Below are 16,651 nucleotides of genomic sequence, written 5' to 3'. Positions count from 1 at the left end.
GGCTCGCGCTTCGCTTGGCCGGGACGACAGAATTAGTGCACCACCTCGAACAGACCGGCCGCGCCCATGCCGCCGCCGACGCACATGGTGACGACGGCGTATTTCGCCTTGCGGCGGCGGCCCTCGATCAGTGCGTGGCCGGTGAGCCGGGCTCCCGACATGCCATAGGGATGGCCGACCGAAATCGCGCCGCCATTGACGTTGATCTTCTCCGGATCGATGCCGAGCTTGTCACGGCAATAGAGCACCTGCACCGCGAAGGCCTCGTTCAGTTCCCAGAGACCGATGTCGTCGACCTTCAGGCCATGCCGCTTGAGCAAGCGCGGCACGGCGAACACCGGGCCGATGCCCATCTCGTCCGGTTCGCAGCCGGCGGAAACGAAGCCGCGGAAGATGCCGAGCGGCTTCAGCCCGCGCTTGGCGGCTTCCTTGTCGCTCATGATGACCGAGGCGCTGGCACCGTCCGAGAGCTGGCTGGCATTGCCGGCGGTGATGGTGAAACCTTCGCCGCGGACCGGCTTGAGGCCGGCGAGTCCTTCAGCCGTGGTGTCGGGCCGCGGGCCCTCGTCTTGCGACAGCGTCACCTCCTTCATCGACACCGCGCCGGTGGCCTTGTCGGTGACCGCCATCGAGGTCTTGATCGGCGCGAGTTCGTCCTTGAACTTGCCGCCCTGCTGCGCGGCCGCGGTGCGGCGCTGGCTCTCCAGCGAATACTCGTCTTGCTTCTCGCGCGAGATGTTGTAGCGCTTGGCGACCACCTCGGCGGTGTCGATCATGGGCATGTAGACCTCGCCCTTGATCTTGAGTAGCGCAGGATCCTGGGCGTGGAACGCGTTCATCTTGTCGTTCTGCACCAGCGAGATCGATTCGCCGCCGCCGCCGACCGCGATCTCGACGCCGTCGAAGATCACCGAGCGTGCCGCGAGCGCGATCGCCTGCAGGCCGGAGGCGCACTGGCGGTCGATGGTGGTGCCGGCGACCGTCACCGGCAGCCCGGCGCGCAGCAGCGCCTTGCGCGCGATGTTGCCGCCGGTCGCGCCCTGCTGCAGCGCCGCGCCCATCACCACGTCCTCGATCTCCTTGGGATCGACCTTGGCCCGCGCCACCGCCTCGCCGATCGCGTGCCCGAGCAGGGTCGCGCCCTCGGTGACGTTGAGCGCGCCGCGATAAGCCTTGCCGATCGGCGTGCGGGCGGTGGAGACGATAACGGCGTCGGTCATGAGCGAGATCCTGCTGCGGTCTGGTGGGGTGTGGGTTGCGATGTCTTCGGTTGCCGCTCGCGCAGTTCGTGGCGCGACAGCTTGCCGACCGGCGTACGCGGCAGCTCGGCGACGAACTCCACCGCGGCCGGCAGCTCGTGCTTGCCGACCTTGCCGGTGAGGAACGCGCGCAGCTCGTCGATCGAGAACTGCTTTTCGCCGTCACGCAGCTTGATGAAGGCCTTGGCCGCCTCGCCGCGGTAATCGTCGGGAATGCCGATCACGATCACCTCCTGCACGGCGGGATGCGTGTAGATCGCCTGCTCGATCATCTGCGGATAGACGTTGAAGCCGCCGGAGATGATCATGTCCTTCTTGCGGTCGACCAGATAGAAATAGCCGTCGGCATCCATGTAGCCGATGTCGCCGGTCAGGAAGCGGTCGCCGACGAAGGCCTCCGCGGTCTCCTGCGGCCGGTTCCAGTAACCCTTGGTGACGTTCGGACCGCGGATGCGGATTTCGCCGACCTCGCCGACCGGCATCACCTTGGTGGAGTCCTCGAGCGACACCACGTCCAGCTCGATGCCGGGCAGCATCAGCCCGATCGAGCCGGGCTTTTCCGGCCCTTCCTTCGGATGGCCGGTGCCGGGCGAACAGGTCTCGGTCATGCCCCAGCCGCTCTTCAGCTTCATGCCGACGCGGCGCTCGAAGATCTTTGCGACCTCGACCGGCAGCGGCGCGCCGCCGGAGCCGGCGACCACGAGCGAAGAGAGATCGCGCTTGTCGAGATCGGGAAGCGCCGCGATCGCGATCCACATCGTCGGCACGCCGGGGAAGACGGTCGCGCGCTTGACCTCGATGTCGCGCATCACCGCCTCGACGTCGAAGCGCTGGTGCAGCGAGATCAGATGGCCGCGCCGGATTGCCGACAGCAGCACGACGGTGAGCGCGTAGATATGGAACAGCGGCAGCACGCAGATCACGCGCTCGATCGCATTGCGTTCGAGCCGGCCCGGCTTGCCCCAGACGTCGTAGATCGACACCGCGGCCGTGAGATTACCGTGGCTCAGCATTGCGCCTTTCGGCAGACCGGTGGTGCCGCCGGTATATTGCAGGAGCGCGACGTCCTCGACGTTGACCGCGGGCCATTGCACGGGCTTGGTCGCACCGTCGATGAACTGCCTGTGCGTGATGATCGCAGGGTTGTCGGGCAATGCGGTTTGCGGCGTACCAACCTTGGCCCAATTGTCGTCCTCGCAGACGATCAAACGGTCGAGCAGACCCTTGTCGAGGAATTTCAGTGCGGTCGGCAGCAGCGCCGACAGATTGCTGGTGACGAGCACCCGCGCTCCGGAGTCGGAGAGCTTGTGTGACAGCGCGATCTCGCCGTCGAGCGGCGACAGATGCACGACGCGGGCGCCCGCTTTCAGCGCGCCGAAGAAATTGATCGGATGATCGGGCGTGTTGCCGAGAAATAGCGCGACCGATGCGCCCTTGCCGTAGCCCGCGCGCATGAAAGCGCTGGCGGCGGTCTCGACCAGGGCCTCCAGCTCGCTGTAGCTGATCGGCCGGTCGCGGAATTCGATCACCGGACGCACGCCGAACTCAGCGGCCGCGGTCGAGAGCAGGTCCGGCAGCGTGCCGCGCGCGATCTCGTCGCTCCAGTGCACGCCCTTCGGATAAAATTGTTCGCCAGGATGGGTCATAAAAACATTTGACTGCTGTTAAGCGAGCACCGGCGCATCGGCTCCCCTCCCCTTGTGGGGTCGAGACGAGCGAAGCTCGCTCTCAGGGGATGGGGAAGGGGGTTCACTCGAGGAATCCCGATGCGGCCGCCCTCTCCCTAACCCTCCCCCGCAAAGGGGGAGGGAACCCGAACACCGAGCCCGTGGCGCCGGGGAAGATCACGCCGCCTTCGACGGCGCGGCGAGCGAGGCGAAGGTCTTGCCCTCGTCCGCGAGCTTCTTGAGCAGTGGCGCCGGCTCGAGCGAGGGATCGTTGGTCTCCTTGGCGTAGAAGGCGAGACGATCGGCGATGTGCTTCAGGCCCACCGTGTCGGCCCAGTACATCGGGCCGCCGCGATAGATCGGCCAGCCATAGCCGTAGAGCCAGACCACGTCGATGTCGCTCGGCCGTGCCGCGATGCCCTCGGCGAGGATCTTCGCGCCCTCGTTGATCATCGGGTACATCATGCGCTCGAGGATCTCGTCGTCGGTCACCACGCGCTTCTTGCGGCCAAGGCGCGCCAGGGTCTCGTCGATCAGCTTCTCGACCTCCGGATCGGGCAGCGCCGCGCGCGAGCCCGCCTCGTACTTGTAGTAACCCTTGCCGGTCTTCTGGCCGAAACGGCCGGCTTCGCACAGCGCGTCCGCGATCTCCGACTTGATGCCGCGGTCCTTGCGCGAGCGCCAGCCGATATCGAGGCCGGCGAGATCGCCCATCGCGAACGGCCCCATCGGCATGCCGAACTTGGTCACGACGGCGTCAACCTGCTGCGGCAGCGCGCCCTCGAACAGCAGCTTCTCGGCCTGCTTGCCGCGCTGCGCCAGCATGCGGTTGCCGACGAAGCCGTCGCAGACGCCGACCACCGCCGGCACCTTGGCGATCTTGCGGGCGATCGAGACAGCCGTGACCAACGCGTCCGGCGCGGTCTTGTCGGCGCGGACGATCTCGCACAGTTTCATCACGTTGGCCGGCGAGAAGAAGTGCATGCCCAGCACGTCCTGCGGACGCTTGGTCTCCTTCGCGATCTCGTCGATGTTCAGATACGAGGTGTTGGAGGCAAGCACGGCGCCGGGCTTGGCATACTGGTCCAGCTTGCCGAATACCTCCTTCTTGACCGCCATGGTCTCGAACACGGCCTCGATCACCAGGTCAGCATCCCTGACGTTCTCGAGTCCCACGACGCCGTTGATCAGCGCCATCCGCTTGGCCGGGGCATCCGCTGGGATGCCACCGCGCGCCGCGGTCGCCTCGTAGTTCTTCTGCATGATGCCCATGCCGCGCTTGAGCGGCTCCTCGCCGGTCTCGATCAGAGTGACCGGAACGCCGGCATTGGCAAACGACATCGCGATGCCGCCACCCATGGTGCCGGCGCCGATGATGGCGACGCGCGCCACCGGGCGCGCCTTGGTGCCGTCGGGCACGCCCGCGATCTTGGCGGCCTCGCGCTCGGCGAAGAAGGCGTAGCGTTGCGCCTTCGACTGGTCGCTCGAGACCAGCTTGAGGAAGCCCTCGCGCTCCTTCTTCAGACCTTCATCGAACGGCAGGTCGATCGCGGCACCGACCGCGTCCGCGGCCGCGAACGGCGCCTCGAGCCCGCGCGACTTCTTGGTCATGGCGGCAACGGCATTGGTGAAGATCGAGCGATCAGCCTTGGCCGCGGCGAGCTTGGAGTCGTCGTCGCGCAGCCTGCGCAGCGGACGCTTCTCGGCGACCACCTTGCGTGCAAATGCCTCACCGCCCGATGCCGGGCCTTCGACGATCTCCTCGATCAGGCCCGCCTTCAGCGCGGCGTCGGCGCTGATCGGGTCGCCGCCGACGATCATCTTGACGGCGAGTTCCGGCCCGACCGCACGCGGCAGCCGCTGGGTGCCGCCGGCGCCCGGCAGCAGGCCGAGCTTCACTTCGGGCAGGCCGAGCCTGGCGTCCTTGGTGGCAACACGATAGTGGCAGGCCAGCGCGACCTCGAGACCGCCACCGAGCGCAGTGCCGTGGATCGCGGCGACGATCGGCTTCGGGGAGTCGTCCATCAGGCTCAGCACTTCGGCGAGACCGGGCGGCTTCGGCGGCTTGCCGAATTCGGTAATGTCGGCGCCGGCGATAAAGGTGCGGCCACCGCAGGTCAGCACGATGCCCTGCACCTGCGGGTCGGCAATCGCGCTCTTCATGCATTCGAAAATACCGCCGCGCACCGCAGCGCTCAGCGCGTTCACAGGGGGGCTGTTAACCGTGACGACAGCAATGTTGTCATGACGCTCGAGCTTGACCACTTCACTCACGGGGACTCTCCCTGGCTGCTGTTCTTGAACTTGTGTTGAGTAGCTGCGCGACTTGCGTCACGCCGCCATGCTTCGACTAATTTCGCACTGCGAAATTAAATTCCACATCTTGACAGCGAGGGTTATTTTGAAGCACGAGCCTTGTCAACGAGCATGACAAAGCGGCAGGGAATGAAACGTTCTGGCAAGAAAGTTGCGACCGATCGCAATTTCGTCGTCGCGCTTTCCCGCGGACTTGATGTCTTGCGTGCATTCCAACCCAATGACGGGCTTCTCGGCAATCAGGAGATTGCGGCGCGCACCAAACTGCCGAAGCCAACCATTTCCCGGTTGACCTATACGTTGACCAAGCTGGGTTACCTTACACCCGTTCCGAAATTCGAGAAGTACCAGCTTGCGCCGTCGGCGATGGCGCTCGGCTATGCAGCGCTAGCAAATCTGGGGGTTCGGCATTTGTCCGAGCCGTATCGAGAAGAAGTGATGCGCGCGACAGGCGGGGCCGTTGCAGTGGGTGGCCGCGACCGTCACAGCATGATCTACTTCGGCCAGAGCCGGAACGGCCTGACGCTCGGTGTGCAACTCGACGTCGGTTCAAGGATACCCATCGCAACCACCGCGATGGGGCGTGCCTATATTTGGGCATTGCCGCCGGACGAGCGTACGGCATTATTGCGCGAGCTGCGGGACCACTATGGCAGCCGCTGGGCCAAGATGCGCGACGGCATCGAGCGCTCCGGCGAGATGGTGGCGAAGCACGGATTCGCGATGTCGACGGGCGACTGGCAGAACGATGTCGCCGCGGTGGGCGTTGGATTGAAGCTGAATGACGGAACCGGTCCCTATGCCTTCAACTGCGGCGCACCGGCATTCCGCTTCACGGAAGATAGATTGCGCAACGACATTGGACCTCGCCTTGTCGCGATGGTAAGGAACATCGAGCAGGCGCTCGGTGGGATGGCGCCGCAATCAAAAAAAGAAGAAAGCAAAAAGTCCAGAGTAGGAGGGAAACTTGCACGTTTGGCCGAGGGGATCAGATAGCCTCCATCGCGACCGGCGAACCATATCGCAAGGTCACTCGCACCGCGAAATGATGGCGGGCGAGACGAGATGACGCAGGCACAGCTCGCGCAGGGACAACAGCCCCTGCTCGCGGTTCGCGACGTCAGCGTCGTGTTCGGCGGCATCATCGCGCTGAACGGCGTGTCCTTTGACATGCGGCAGGGACAGATCCTCGGCCTGATCGGACCGAACGGCGCCGGCAAGACGACGCTGTTCAATTGCCTGTCGCGGCTCTACCAGCCGTCGTCCGGCGACATCCTGATGGAAGGCCAGAGCATCCTGACGCGTCCGCCGCACCGGATCGCCGAGATCGGGATCGGCCGCACGTTCCAGAACGTCGCGTTGTTTCCCAATCTCTCCGTGATCGACAATGTGCGGGTCGGCGCCCATGCGCGCACCTCGAGCGACATCATCAGCGACTCGCTCCGCCTTGCCTGGGTCCGCCGCGGCGAAGCCGACATGAACAGGAAGGTGCACGAGATCCTCGCCTATCTCGACCTCGAGAATGTCGCCCACACGGTGGTCTCCGGCCTGCCCTTCGGCACCCAGAAGCGGGTCGAGCTGGCGCGCGCGCTCGCCGCGGATCCCAAGATCCTGCTGCTCGACGAGCCGGCCGGCGGCCTCAACCATGAGGAAGTACATGTGCTCGGCGACCTCATCCGAAAAATCCGTGCCGATCGCAGGATCACCGTGCTGCTGGTCGAGCACCACATGGGCCTCGTGATGTCGATCGCCGACCATGTCGTCGCGCTCAACTTCGGCCGCAAGCTCGCCGAGGGAACGCCGGCCCAGATCCAGGCCGACCCGGATGTCATCAAAGCCTATCTGGGGAGCAAGGACCAATGACCGCGATGCTCAACGTCAAGGACCTTCGCGCCTATTACGGCCAGGTCCAGGCCCTGCACGGCCTCAACTTCTCGCTCAACGAAGGCTCGCTGACCACGCTGCTCGGCGCCAACGGCGCCGGCAAGACCACGACGTTGCGGGCGATCTGCAACATGGTGCGTTCGACCGGATCGATCGAGTTCGAAGGCAAGCCGATCGGCACCCGCTCGACCGAGAACGTCGTTCGCCTCGGCATCGCGCATGTGCCGCAGGGCCGCGGCACCTTCACCACCATGACGGTGGAGGAGAACCTGCAGCTCGGCGCCATCACCCGGACCGACAAGAAGAACATCGTCGCCGACATCGAGCGGATGTACGACCACTTTCCGAAGCTGAAGGAGCGCTACTCGCAACAGGCCGGCACGCTCTCGGGCGGCGAGCAGCAGATGCTTGCGGTCGCCCGCGCGCTGATGTTGCGGCCGCGGCTGATGCTGCTCGACGAGCCGTCGTTCGGGCTTGCGCCGCTGATCGTGCGCGACCTGTTCCGGATCCTCGGCAAGATCAATCGTGAGGAAAAGGTGACGATCCTGGTGGTCGAGCAGAACGCGCAGCTCGCGCTGGAGCTCGCCGACCAGGCCTATGTGATCGAAACCGGACGGATCGTGATGTCGGGCAATGCCAAGGACATCGCGAACAACGAAGACGTCCGCAAATCCTATCTCGGCTACTGAGGAGCTGGCACAATGGAGCTTTTTGCCAACCAGATCCTGGCCGGCATCGCCACTGGCGCGATCTATGCCTGCATGGCGCTCGCGGTGGTCATGATCTACCAGGCCATCGATCACCTGAACTTCGCCCAGGGCGAAATGGCGATGTTCTCGACCTTCGTGTCCTGGCAGCTGATGCAATGGGGCGTGCCCTACTGGGGCGCCTTTGTCATCACGGTCGTGTTCTCGTTCGCCGCCGGTATCGTGATCGAGCGGTTGTTGTTCAAGCCGCTGGCGAAGGCGCCGGTGCTGACCAACGTCGCCGGGTTTATCGCGCTGTACGCGATCATCAACTCGGTCGCCGGCCTGATCTGGGACTTCACCATCAAGCAGTATCCTACGCCGTTCGGCTCCGCGCCGTTCCTCGGCAGCCAGCTGATCTCGACCCACCAGGCCGGCATGATCGGTGTGACGCTGTTGATGCTGGTTCTGCTGTTCTTCTTCTTCCGCTTCACCCGGGTGGGCCTTGCGATGCGCGCGGCCGCGGCACTGCCTGAATCGGCGCGGCTGGTCGGCATCAACACCTCGTGGATGATCGCGCTGGGTTGGGGCATGGCGGCCGCGATCGGCTCGATCGCCGGCATGATGATCGCGCCGGTGGTGTTCCTCGAGCCGAACATGATGCTGGGCGTGCTGATCTACGGATTTGCCGCCGCCGTGCTCGGCGGCCTGAGCAGCCCGTTCGGTGCGGTGATGGGCGGCTTCCTGGTCGGCATCTTCGAGAACCTGGTCGGGACCTACATCCCCGGCGTTGGCAACGAACTGAAACTTCCGATCGCGCTCGCGCTGATCGTCATCGTCCTGGTCGTCAAACCGGCAGGCCTGTTCGGCCGCGCCATCGTGAAGCGAGTTTGATCATGAGCGCAGCTGAAGAAGTCGTCACGGAAGCCCCAGCCGTCGAGGCCGTGCCCAAGCGCGCCATGACGCTCGGCTATGGCACCTCGCTCGTCCTGCTCGCCGTGCTCCTCATCGTCCCGCTGTTCGTCAAGAACTTCATCATCTTCCAGCTGACGATGCTACTGATCTACGGGCTGGCGGTGCTGGCGCTGAACATCCTCACGGGCGGCAGCGGACAGTTCTCGCTCGGACAGAGCGCGTTCTATGCGGTCGGCGCCTACACGTCGGCGATCCTGATGGAGCATGCGGGCATGAACTATGCCCTGACGCTGCCGATCGCCGGCGTCATCTGCTTTGGCTTCGGCTTCCTGTTCGGCCTGCCCGCGCTGCGGCTGTCCGGCGTCTATTTGGCGCTTGCGACCTTCGCGCTCGCGACCGCGATGCCGCAGCTTCTGAAGCTCGGCTATTTCGAGGACTGGACCGGCGGCGTGCAGGGCCTCGTCGTGACCAAGCCGGATGCGCCCGAGGTGCTGCAAAGCGTGCTGTCGGGCCTCCACCTGAAGATCTCGCAGGACATGTGGCTCTACTACTTCACGCTGGCGATCACGATCGCGATCTACGTCGCCTCCGTGAACCTCCTGCGTTCGCGCTCGGGCCGCGCCTTCATGGCGATCCGCGACAACGAGATTGCGGCTTCCGCAATGGGCGTCGACGTCTCGCTCTACAAGACGCTGGCGTTCGGCGTCTCCGCCGGCATCACCGGCGTTGCCGGCGGTCTCGGGGCCATTGCCGTGCAGTTCGTGGCGCCCGACGGCTACACGATCCAGCTGGCGATCTCGCTGTTCCTCGGCATGGTGGTCGGCGGCGTCGGCTGGCTGCCCGGCTCGATCGTGGGGTCGGCCTTCATCATCTTCGTACCGAACATCGCCGAGAGCGTCTCCAAGGGCCTTTCGGGGGCGGTGTTCGGCGTGCTGCTGTTCCTCGTCATCTTCCTCGTGCCGCACGGCGCAAGGCAGGTTGCGATCGTTGCCCAGCAACTGATCGGGAAGTTCAAGAAGAACTAAGAAACCCCAAGAAGACCAACCAGGAGATACTATGCTTTTTGCACTACGGATCGCCGCGGCTTCCGCGGCGGTCGCCGCCTTTGCTGCGTCGTCCACTGCCGCGTTTGCCCAGAAGAAATACGATACCGGGGCAAGCGATACCGAGATCAAGATCGGCAACATCATGCCCTACAGCGGCCCCGCGTCCGCCTATGGCGTGATCGGCAAGACCGAAGAAGCCTATTTCAAAATGATCAATGACCAGGGCGGCATCAACGGCCGCAAGGTCAACTTCATCACCTATGACGACGGTTACTCGCCGCCTAAGGCGGTCGAGCAGGTGCGCAAGCTGGTCGAGAGCGACGAGGTTCTCGCCGTCTTCAATCCGCTCGGCACGCCGTCGAACACCGCGATGCAGAAGTATCTCAACTCCAAGAAGATACCGCAGCTGTTCGTCGCCACCGGCGCCACCAAGTGGAACGACCCGAAGCACTTCCCGTGGACCATGGGCTGGCAGCCGAGCTACCAGAGCGAAGCGCACATCTATGCCAAATGGCTGATGAAGGAGAAGCCCGACGCCAAGATCGCGATCCTCTATCAGAACGACGATTTCGGCAAAGACTACCTCAAGGGCACCAAGGACGGCTTCGGCGCCAAGGCGGCCTCCAGCATCATCATGGAGGAGAGCTACGAGGTATCCGAGCCGTCGATCGACGGCCATATCGTCAAGATCAAGGCCGCCAACCCGGACGTGCTGCTGATCTACACCACGCCGAAGTTCGGGGCGCAGACTATCAAGAAGACCGCCGAGCTCGGCTGGAAGCCGCTGCAGATCATCACCAACGTCTCGATCTCGGTCGGCAGCGTCATGCAGCCGGCGGGCTTCGAGAATGCCCAGGGCGTGCTCTCGGCGGCCTATGCCAAGGACGGCTCCGACCCGCAATGGGCCAACGATCCCGGGATGAAGAAGTGGAATGCGTTCCTCGACAAGTACATGCCGGGCGTCGACAAGACCGACAACGGCGTCGTCTACGGCTATGGCGCGGCGCAAACGCTGGCCAAGGTGCTGGAAATGTGCGGTGACGACCTCACCCGCGCCAACGTGATGAAGCAGGCGGCGAGCCTGAAGGACTTCACGCCCGACACGCTGCTGCCCGGCGTCAAGATCAACACCTCCGCCACCGACTTCGCCCCGATCGCTCAGTTGCAGATGCAACGCTTCAAGGGTCAGAAGTGGGAGTTGTTCGGCGAGATCATTTCGGGCGACGTTCCCTCGGAATAACGCTGCAGTGCAGAAACAAAACGACAAGCCTCCGCGATTGATGTCGCGGGGGCTTTTTGTTGACGCTCGGCGCCGATGGTATTGAATGCACGAACCAATAAAACGAGGTGGGGAGACCATGACAGCAGTACGCCTGTCCCTGACGGCGCTCTCGTCGGCGCTCGCGCTGATCGTGACGAGCTGCAATGCCGCAATGGCTCAGAAGACATACGACACCGGGGCCAGCGACACCGAGATCAAGATCGGCAACATCATGCCGTACAGCGGTCCCGCCTCGGCCTATGGCGTGATCGGCAAGACCGAGGCCGCCTACTTCAAGATGATCAACGAATCCGGCGGCATCAGGGGCCGCAAGATCACCTTCATCTCCTACGACGACGGCTACTCGCCGGCCAAGACGGTGGAGCAGGCGCGCAAGCTCGTCGAGAACGACCAGGTATTGCTGGTGTTCAACTCGCTCGGCACCGCGACCAACTCCGCGATCCAGAAATACATGAACGAGAAGAAGGTGCCGCAGCTGTTCGTTGCCTCCGGCGCCTCAAAATGGAACGACCCCAAGGAATTCCCTTGGACCATGGGCTGGCAGCCGAGCTACCAGGACGAGGCGCACATTTATGCGAAGTACATCATCAGCCATAAGCCGGACGCCAAGGTCGCCGTGCTCTATCAGAACGACGACTTCGGCAAGGACTATCTCAAGGGCCTGAAGGATGGCTTTGGCGACAAGGCGTCGATGATCGTAGCCAAGGAAAGCTACGAGACCTCTGAGTCCACGATCGACAATCACATCGTCAAGCTGAAGGCCTCCGGCGCCGACACCTTCATCAGCATCACGACACCGAAATTCGCAGCGCAAGCGATCAAGAAGGTCGCTGAGATTGCGTGGACGCCGCTGCAATTCGTCGCCAACGTCTCAGCCTCCGTCGGCGGCGTGATGCAGCCATCGGGATTCGAGAACACGCAAGGAGTCCTCTCCGCTGCCTTTCTCAAGGACGGTTCCGATCCGCAGTGGGACAAGGATCCCGGCATGCGGAAGTTCCTCGCTTTCCTGAAGAAGGACTATCCGCAAGGCAACAGGCTCGACGGCGCCATCGCCTTCGGTTACGCCGCGGCGCAGACCATGGTGAAGGTGCTGGAGATGTGCGGTGACGATCTCACCCGCGCCAACGTCATGAAGCAGGCGGCGAGCTTGAAGGGCTTTGCTCCCGACACGCTGCTGCCGGGCATCACCATCAACACCTCGCCGACCGATTTTGCGCCGATCAAGCAGCTCCAGTTGATGCGCTTCAAGGGCGAGACGTGGGAACTGTTCGGCGACATCATGTCGGGCGACCTGAGCAACTGAGATTGCGCCGGCCAGGCGTTCCCCGGCCCGCACCTTCGACTAAATGACGCCCCCCGCGACCCGGTCGCGGGGGGCTTTTTGTTGCTGGTGCCAGGCGAAAGGTATTCAATGCCGCGAGGAGCCGCGAAGTGCTTCCAATCAAAAAAACATGACACATCCAACGTGATCCAAGGGAGATCAAAATGCCTGCTACCCATCTGCGATTGGGGGTTTTCTCGGCCGCCCTCGCGCTGCTCGCAGCGACCACGAGCCCCTCCATCGCACAGAAAAAATACGACACCGGCGCCTCCGACACCGAGATCAAGATCGGCAATATCATGCCGTATAGCGGTCCGGCGTCCGCATACGGGGTGATCGGCAAGACCGAGGAAGCCTTCTTCCGCAAGATCAACGCCGAGGGCGGCGTTAACGGTCGCAAGATCAACTTCATCAGCTATGACGACGCCTACACGCCACCGAAGACGGTGGAGCAGGCGCGCAAGCTGGTCGAGAGCGACGAGGTGCTGCTGATCTTCAACTCGCTCGGGACCCCGCCGAACTCGGCGATCCAGAAATACATGAACCAGAAGAAGGTGCCACAGTTGTTCGTCGCGACCGGTGCCACCAAGTGGAACGATCCGAAGGACTTCCCTTGGACCATGGGCTGGCAGCCCAACTATCAGAGCGAATCCAGGATCTATGCCAAGTACATCCTGAAGAACCATCCGAACGCCAAGATTGCCGTGCTCTACCAGAACGATGACTACGGCAAGGACTATCTGAAGGGATTCAAGGACGGGCTCGGCAAGAAGGGGGCGTCGATGATCGTCGCCGAGGACAGCTACGAGGTGACGGAGCCGACCATAGACTCCCACATCGTGAGGTTGAAGGCGTCCGGCGCTGACGTGTTCTTCAACATCACCACGCCGAAATTCGCTGCGCAGGCGATCAAGAAGAACGCCGAGATCGGCTGGAAACCGCTGCACTTCCTCAACAACGTGTCCGCTTCGATCGGCAGCGTCATGAAGCCGGCAGGCTTTGAAAATGGGCAGGACATCATCTCGTCGGCCTATTTCAAGGATCCCACTGATCCGCAATGGAAGAACGATGCGGCAATGAAGGCCTGGAATGCGTTCCTAGACAAGTACTATCCCGAGGCCAACCGGGCCGACGGTTCGGTGATGTATGGCTTCATCGTCGCCCAGGGCCTTGTTCACGTGCTGAAGGCCTGCGGCGACAACCTGACCCGCGCGAACGTCATGAAACAGGCGGCCAGCCTGAAGGACTTCGAACCTCTCGGCCTGCTACCGGGCGTCAAGGTCAACACCTCGGCGACCGATTTCGCGCCCATCTCGCAACTGCAACTGATGCGTTTCAAGGGCGAGACCTGGGAGCGCTTTGGTGACATCCTGAGCAGCGATGTCGGTGGTTAAGCCTTAAGGACAGACTAAAGACGCAGCCCCTGCGGCAACGTCGCAGGGGCTTTTCATTGAGGCGCCCCCAGCAAAATGATAATCACGTCGAACAATAGAAGAGCCTTCGACATAAAAGGCCGCGATACATCAGTCTGACAACAGGGAGAGAGACGTTAATATGTCCGCTACTCGACGCTTGGCGGTCCTTGCGGCCGCATTCGCGCTCGTCGCCACATCAGGTGGTGCGGCGCTTGCCCAGAAGAAATACGACACCGGGGCCAGCGACACCGAGATCAAGATCGGCAACATCATGCCCTACAGCGGCCCCGCATCCGCCTACGGCATTATCGGCCGCACCGAGGCCGCCTACTTCAAGAAGATCAATGACGCCGGCGGCATCAACGGCCGCAAGATCAATTTCATCTCCTATGACGACGCCTATTCGCCACCAAAGGCCGTGGAGCAGGCCCGCAAGCTCGTTGAGAGCGACGAGGTGCTGCTGATCTTCAACTCGCTCGGCACGCCGTCGAACTCGGCGATCCAGAAATACATGAACTCCAAGAAAGTGCCGCAGCTGTTCGTCGCGACCGGCGCCACCAAGTGGAACGATCCGAAGGATTTCCCCTGGACCATGGGCTGGCAGCCCAACTACCAGAGCGAGACCCAGATCTACGCGAAATACATCCTGAAGAATCTGCCGAATGCCAAGATCGCCGTGCTGTATCAGAATGACGATTACGGCAAGGACTATCTGAAGGGCTTGAAGGACGGGCTCGGCCAGAAGGCCGCGAGCATGATCATCGCCGAGGAGAGCTTCGAGACCTCCGAGCCGACCATCGACAGCCACATCGTCAAGCTGAAGGCGAGCGGCGCCGACGTCTTCATCGACATCGCAACGCCGAAATTCGCGGCGCAGGCGATCAAGAAGGTCGCAGAGCTTGGCTGGAAGCCGACCCATTTCCTCAACAACGTATCGGCCTCCGTCGGCAGCGTGATCAAGCCCGCCGGCTACGCGAATGCGCAGGACATCATCTCGGCGGCCTATCTGAAGGACGCCTCCGACAAACAGTGGGACAATGATTCCGGCATGAAGGAATTCTACGTCTTCATGGCCAAGGACTTCCCCGAAGGCGACAAGCTCGATGGCGGCACCGTGACCGGCTACGGCGTGGCCCAGACCCTGGTCCAGGTGCTCAAGCAGTGCGGCGACAATCTCACCCGCGAGAACGTCATGAAGCAGGCCGCGAGCCTCAAGGACTTCCGCACCGAGGTGCTGCTGCCCGGTATCAAGATCAACACCGGCCCGAACGACTTCGCCCCGATCAGCCAGCTCCAGCTGATGAAGTTCAAGGGCGAGAAATGGGAACTGTTCGGCGACGTGATCAGCGCCGATGTCGGCGGCTGACCTTCCGCCAAAGTCGAATGACGCGGCCCCCTGCGATACCGTCGCAGGGGGCTTTTCGTTAGCTATAAGCCCTGACGGACTGACCGGAAAAACCGGCCGCGGGCGCTGCCCGCTTACACTTTGCCTGGCAATGCGCTAGGTAGACCGGCGGCAGACCAACAAGAAACCAGCCGTCTCAGAATGGCGGCAACAAACAAGGAGCTTTCAGGACATGCCGATGCCGATCCGACACCGTGTCGCAACCGCCCTTCTCGGCCTTGCCGTCGCCGCCGCGACCGGCAACGCCGCGCTGGCGCAGAAGAAGTACGATACGGGTGCGAGCGACACCGAGATCAAGATCGGCAACATCGTGCCCTATAGCGGCCCGGCCTCGGCCTATGGTGTGGTCGGCAAGGCGATGGCCGCCGTGTTCAAGAAGGTGAACGACGAAGGCGGCATCAACGGACGCAAGATCAACTTCATCTCCTACGATGATGCCTATTCGCCGCCGAAGGCGGTCGAACAGGCCCGCAAGCTCGTCGAGAGCGACGAGGTGCTGCTCCTGTTCGGCACGCTCGGCACCGCCTCCAACACCGCGATCCAGAAATACCTCAACGCCAAGAAGGTGCCGCAGCTGTTCGTCGCGACCGGTGCGACCAAGTGGAACGCCCCGAAGACCTTCCCCTGGACCATGGGCTGGCTGCCCAGCTACCAGAGCGAGTCGCTGATCTACGCGAAATACCTGCTCAAGGAGAAACCGACCGCCAAGGTCGCCGTGCTCTACCAGAACGACGACATGGGCAATGACTATCTCAAGGGTCTGAAGGACGGTTTCGCCAGCGATCATTCGCGCATCGTCGCCGAGGAGAGCTACGAGGTCGCCGAACCCACCATCGACTCCCACGTGGTGCGGCTCAAATCGTACAATCCCGACGTCGTCATCTTCTTCACCACGCCGAAGTTCGGCGCGCAGGCGATCAAGAAGCTCGGCGAGATGAACTGGAAGCCGGTCACCATCGTCTCCAACGTCTCGGCCTCGACAGCGACGGTGATGCGGCCGGCGGGGCTCGAGAATGCGCAGGGCGTGATCTCGGCGGCCTACGCCAAGGATGCCAGCGATCCGCAGTGGAAGGACGATGCCGGCATGAAGGCCTTCGACGAACTGCTCGCCAAGTACATGCCCGACACCAACCGCGTCGAATCCTCGGCGATGACCGGCTACAACATGGCGACCACCATGGTTGAGGTGCTGCGCCGCTGCGGCGACGATCTCACCCGCGCCAATGTGATGGCGCAGGCCGCAAGCCTGAAGCAGTTCGCGCAAGGCGGTCTGCTGCCGGGCGTGACGCTGACCACCGGGCCTAACGACTTCCAGCCGATCGAGCAGCTGCAGCTGATGCAGTTCAAGGGCGAGCGCTGGCAGTTGTTCGGCGACGTCATCAGCGGCGAGATCTCCGGCAACTAAGGACAGCACTGTTGTTTCAATCTATGCCTCCACCGGCGCGCTTCACCTCT

At 63.0% G+C, this 16,651-nt stretch carries 13 protein-coding genes; 10 read left to right on the top strand and 3 right to left on the bottom strand.

What is annotated here, in order from left to right:
• Window positions 1-32: 32 nt before the first annotated feature.
• The 3 genes from MTX19_RS05665 to MTX19_RS05655 form a co-directional block, all read right to left on the bottom strand.
• Window positions 33-1,220 carry an acetyl-CoA C-acyltransferase gene (locus MTX19_RS05665; RefSeq protein ID WP_280982783.1) on the bottom strand — a complete coding sequence of 396 codons (1,188 nt, stop codon included), beginning with the start codon at window positions 1,218-1,220 and terminating at the stop codon, window positions 33-35.
• Window positions 1,217-2,905 (bottom strand): dicarboxylate--CoA ligase PimA, encoded by a 1,689-nt coding sequence (gene pimA / locus MTX19_RS05660; protein ID WP_280985877.1) that lies wholly within the window; start codon window positions 2,903-2,905, stop codon window positions 1,217-1,219. Before pimA ends, MTX19_RS05665 begins: the two co-directional genes overlap by 4 nt.
• Before the next feature lie 198 nt (window positions 2,906-3,103).
• A complete protein-coding gene (locus tag MTX19_RS05655) occupies window positions 3,104-5,200 on the bottom strand; it encodes a 3-hydroxyacyl-CoA dehydrogenase NAD-binding domain-containing protein (RefSeq protein WP_280985876.1) in 2,097 nt (698 codons plus the stop codon).
• A 171-nt stretch (window positions 5,201-5,371) separates the two neighbouring features.
• Between MTX19_RS05655 and MTX19_RS05650 the strand changes: the two genes are divergently transcribed.
• The 10 genes from MTX19_RS05650 (at window position 5,372) to MTX19_RS05605 (ending at window position 16,601) form a co-directional block, all read left to right on the top strand.
• Window positions 5,372-6,238 (top strand): IclR family transcriptional regulator, encoded by an 867-nt coding sequence (locus MTX19_RS05650; RefSeq protein WP_280985875.1) that lies wholly within the window; start codon window positions 5,372-5,374, stop codon window positions 6,236-6,238.
• A gap of 69 nt (window positions 6,239-6,307) precedes the next feature.
• Window positions 6,308-7,105, top strand: coding sequence for an ABC transporter ATP-binding protein (locus tag MTX19_RS05645; RefSeq protein ID WP_280982782.1), 798 nt, complete (start codon window positions 6,308-6,310; stop codon window positions 7,103-7,105).
• Window positions 7,102-7,815 carry an ABC transporter ATP-binding protein gene (locus MTX19_RS05640; RefSeq protein WP_280974058.1) on the top strand — a complete coding sequence of 238 codons (714 nt, stop codon included), beginning with the start codon at window positions 7,102-7,104 and terminating at the stop codon, window positions 7,813-7,815. Before MTX19_RS05645 ends, MTX19_RS05640 begins: the two co-directional genes overlap by 4 nt.
• A 12-nt stretch (window positions 7,816-7,827) precedes the next feature.
• A complete protein-coding gene (locus MTX19_RS05635) occupies window positions 7,828-8,706 on the top strand; it encodes a branched-chain amino acid ABC transporter permease (RefSeq protein ID WP_280974059.1) in 879 nt (292 codons plus the stop codon).
• Between the two features lie 2 nt (window positions 8,707-8,708).
• Window positions 8,709-9,752 (top strand): branched-chain amino acid ABC transporter permease, encoded by a 1,044-nt coding sequence (locus MTX19_RS05630; RefSeq protein ID WP_280974060.1) that lies wholly within the window; start codon window positions 8,709-8,711, stop codon window positions 9,750-9,752.
• Window positions 9,753-9,783: 31 nt separating this feature from the next.
• On the top strand, window positions 9,784-11,013 hold the full coding sequence (locus MTX19_RS05625; RefSeq protein WP_280982781.1) for an ABC transporter substrate-binding protein: 1,230 nt from the start codon (window positions 9,784-9,786) through the stop codon (window positions 11,011-11,013).
• A gap of 118 nt (window positions 11,014-11,131) precedes the next feature.
• On the top strand, window positions 11,132-12,358 hold the full coding sequence (locus MTX19_RS05620; RefSeq protein WP_280982780.1) for an ABC transporter substrate-binding protein: 1,227 nt from the start codon (window positions 11,132-11,134) through the stop codon (window positions 12,356-12,358).
• Window positions 12,359-12,540: 182 nt separating this feature from the next.
• Window positions 12,541-13,770 carry an ABC transporter substrate-binding protein gene (locus tag MTX19_RS05615; protein ID WP_280985874.1) on the top strand — a complete coding sequence of 410 codons (1,230 nt, stop codon included), beginning with the start codon at window positions 12,541-12,543 and terminating at the stop codon, window positions 13,768-13,770.
• Window positions 13,771-13,930: 160 nt separating this feature from the next.
• Window positions 13,931-15,157 carry an ABC transporter substrate-binding protein gene (locus MTX19_RS05610; protein ID WP_280985873.1) on the top strand — a complete coding sequence of 409 codons (1,227 nt, stop codon included), beginning with the start codon at window positions 13,931-13,933 and terminating at the stop codon, window positions 15,155-15,157.
• A 211-nt stretch (window positions 15,158-15,368) separates the two neighbouring features.
• Complete coding sequence (locus MTX19_RS05605; RefSeq protein ID WP_280982779.1) at window positions 15,369-16,601, top strand: ABC transporter substrate-binding protein; 1,233 nt, start codon at window positions 15,369-15,371, stop codon at window positions 16,599-16,601.
• Window positions 16,602-16,651 lie beyond the last annotated feature (50 nt).

It is taken from the genome of Bradyrhizobium sp. ISRA464, from assembly GCF_029910095.1.
Classification (GTDB): Bacteria; Pseudomonadota; Alphaproteobacteria; order Rhizobiales; family Xanthobacteraceae; genus Bradyrhizobium.
Note: the sequence above shows the minus strand (reverse complement) of the source record. Positions and strands in the feature narration are given on the sequence as shown.

Coding starts and splice junctions, on each gene's coding strand:
- MTX19_RS05620 (WP_280982780.1), top strand. CDS start 11,132: ATGACAGCAGTACGCCTGTCCCTGACGGCGCTCTCGTCGGCGCTCGCG.
- MTX19_RS05625 (WP_280982781.1), top strand. CDS start 9,784: ATGCTTTTTGCACTACGGATCGCCGCGGCTTCCGCGGCGGTCGCCGCC.
- pimA (WP_280985877.1), bottom strand. CDS start 2,905: ATGACCCATCCTGGCGAACAATTTTATCCGAAGGGCGTGCACTGGAGC.
- MTX19_RS05650 (WP_280985875.1), top strand. CDS start 5,372: ATGAAACGTTCTGGCAAGAAAGTTGCGACCGATCGCAATTTCGTCGTC.
- MTX19_RS05635 (WP_280974059.1), top strand. CDS start 7,828: ATGGAGCTTTTTGCCAACCAGATCCTGGCCGGCATCGCCACTGGCGCG.
- MTX19_RS05640 (WP_280974058.1), top strand. CDS start 7,102: ATGACCGCGATGCTCAACGTCAAGGACCTTCGCGCCTATTACGGCCAG.
- MTX19_RS05630 (WP_280974060.1), top strand. CDS start 8,709: ATGAGCGCAGCTGAAGAAGTCGTCACGGAAGCCCCAGCCGTCGAGGCC.
- MTX19_RS05665 (WP_280982783.1), bottom strand. CDS start 1,220: ATGACCGACGCCGTTATCGTCTCCACCGCCCGCACGCCGATCGGCAAG.
- MTX19_RS05605 (WP_280982779.1), top strand. CDS start 15,369: ATGCCGATGCCGATCCGACACCGTGTCGCAACCGCCCTTCTCGGCCTT.
- MTX19_RS05645 (WP_280982782.1), top strand. CDS start 6,308: ATGACGCAGGCACAGCTCGCGCAGGGACAACAGCCCCTGCTCGCGGTT.
- MTX19_RS05610 (WP_280985873.1), top strand. CDS start 13,931: ATGTCCGCTACTCGACGCTTGGCGGTCCTTGCGGCCGCATTCGCGCTC.
- MTX19_RS05615 (WP_280985874.1), top strand. CDS start 12,541: ATGCCTGCTACCCATCTGCGATTGGGGGTTTTCTCGGCCGCCCTCGCG.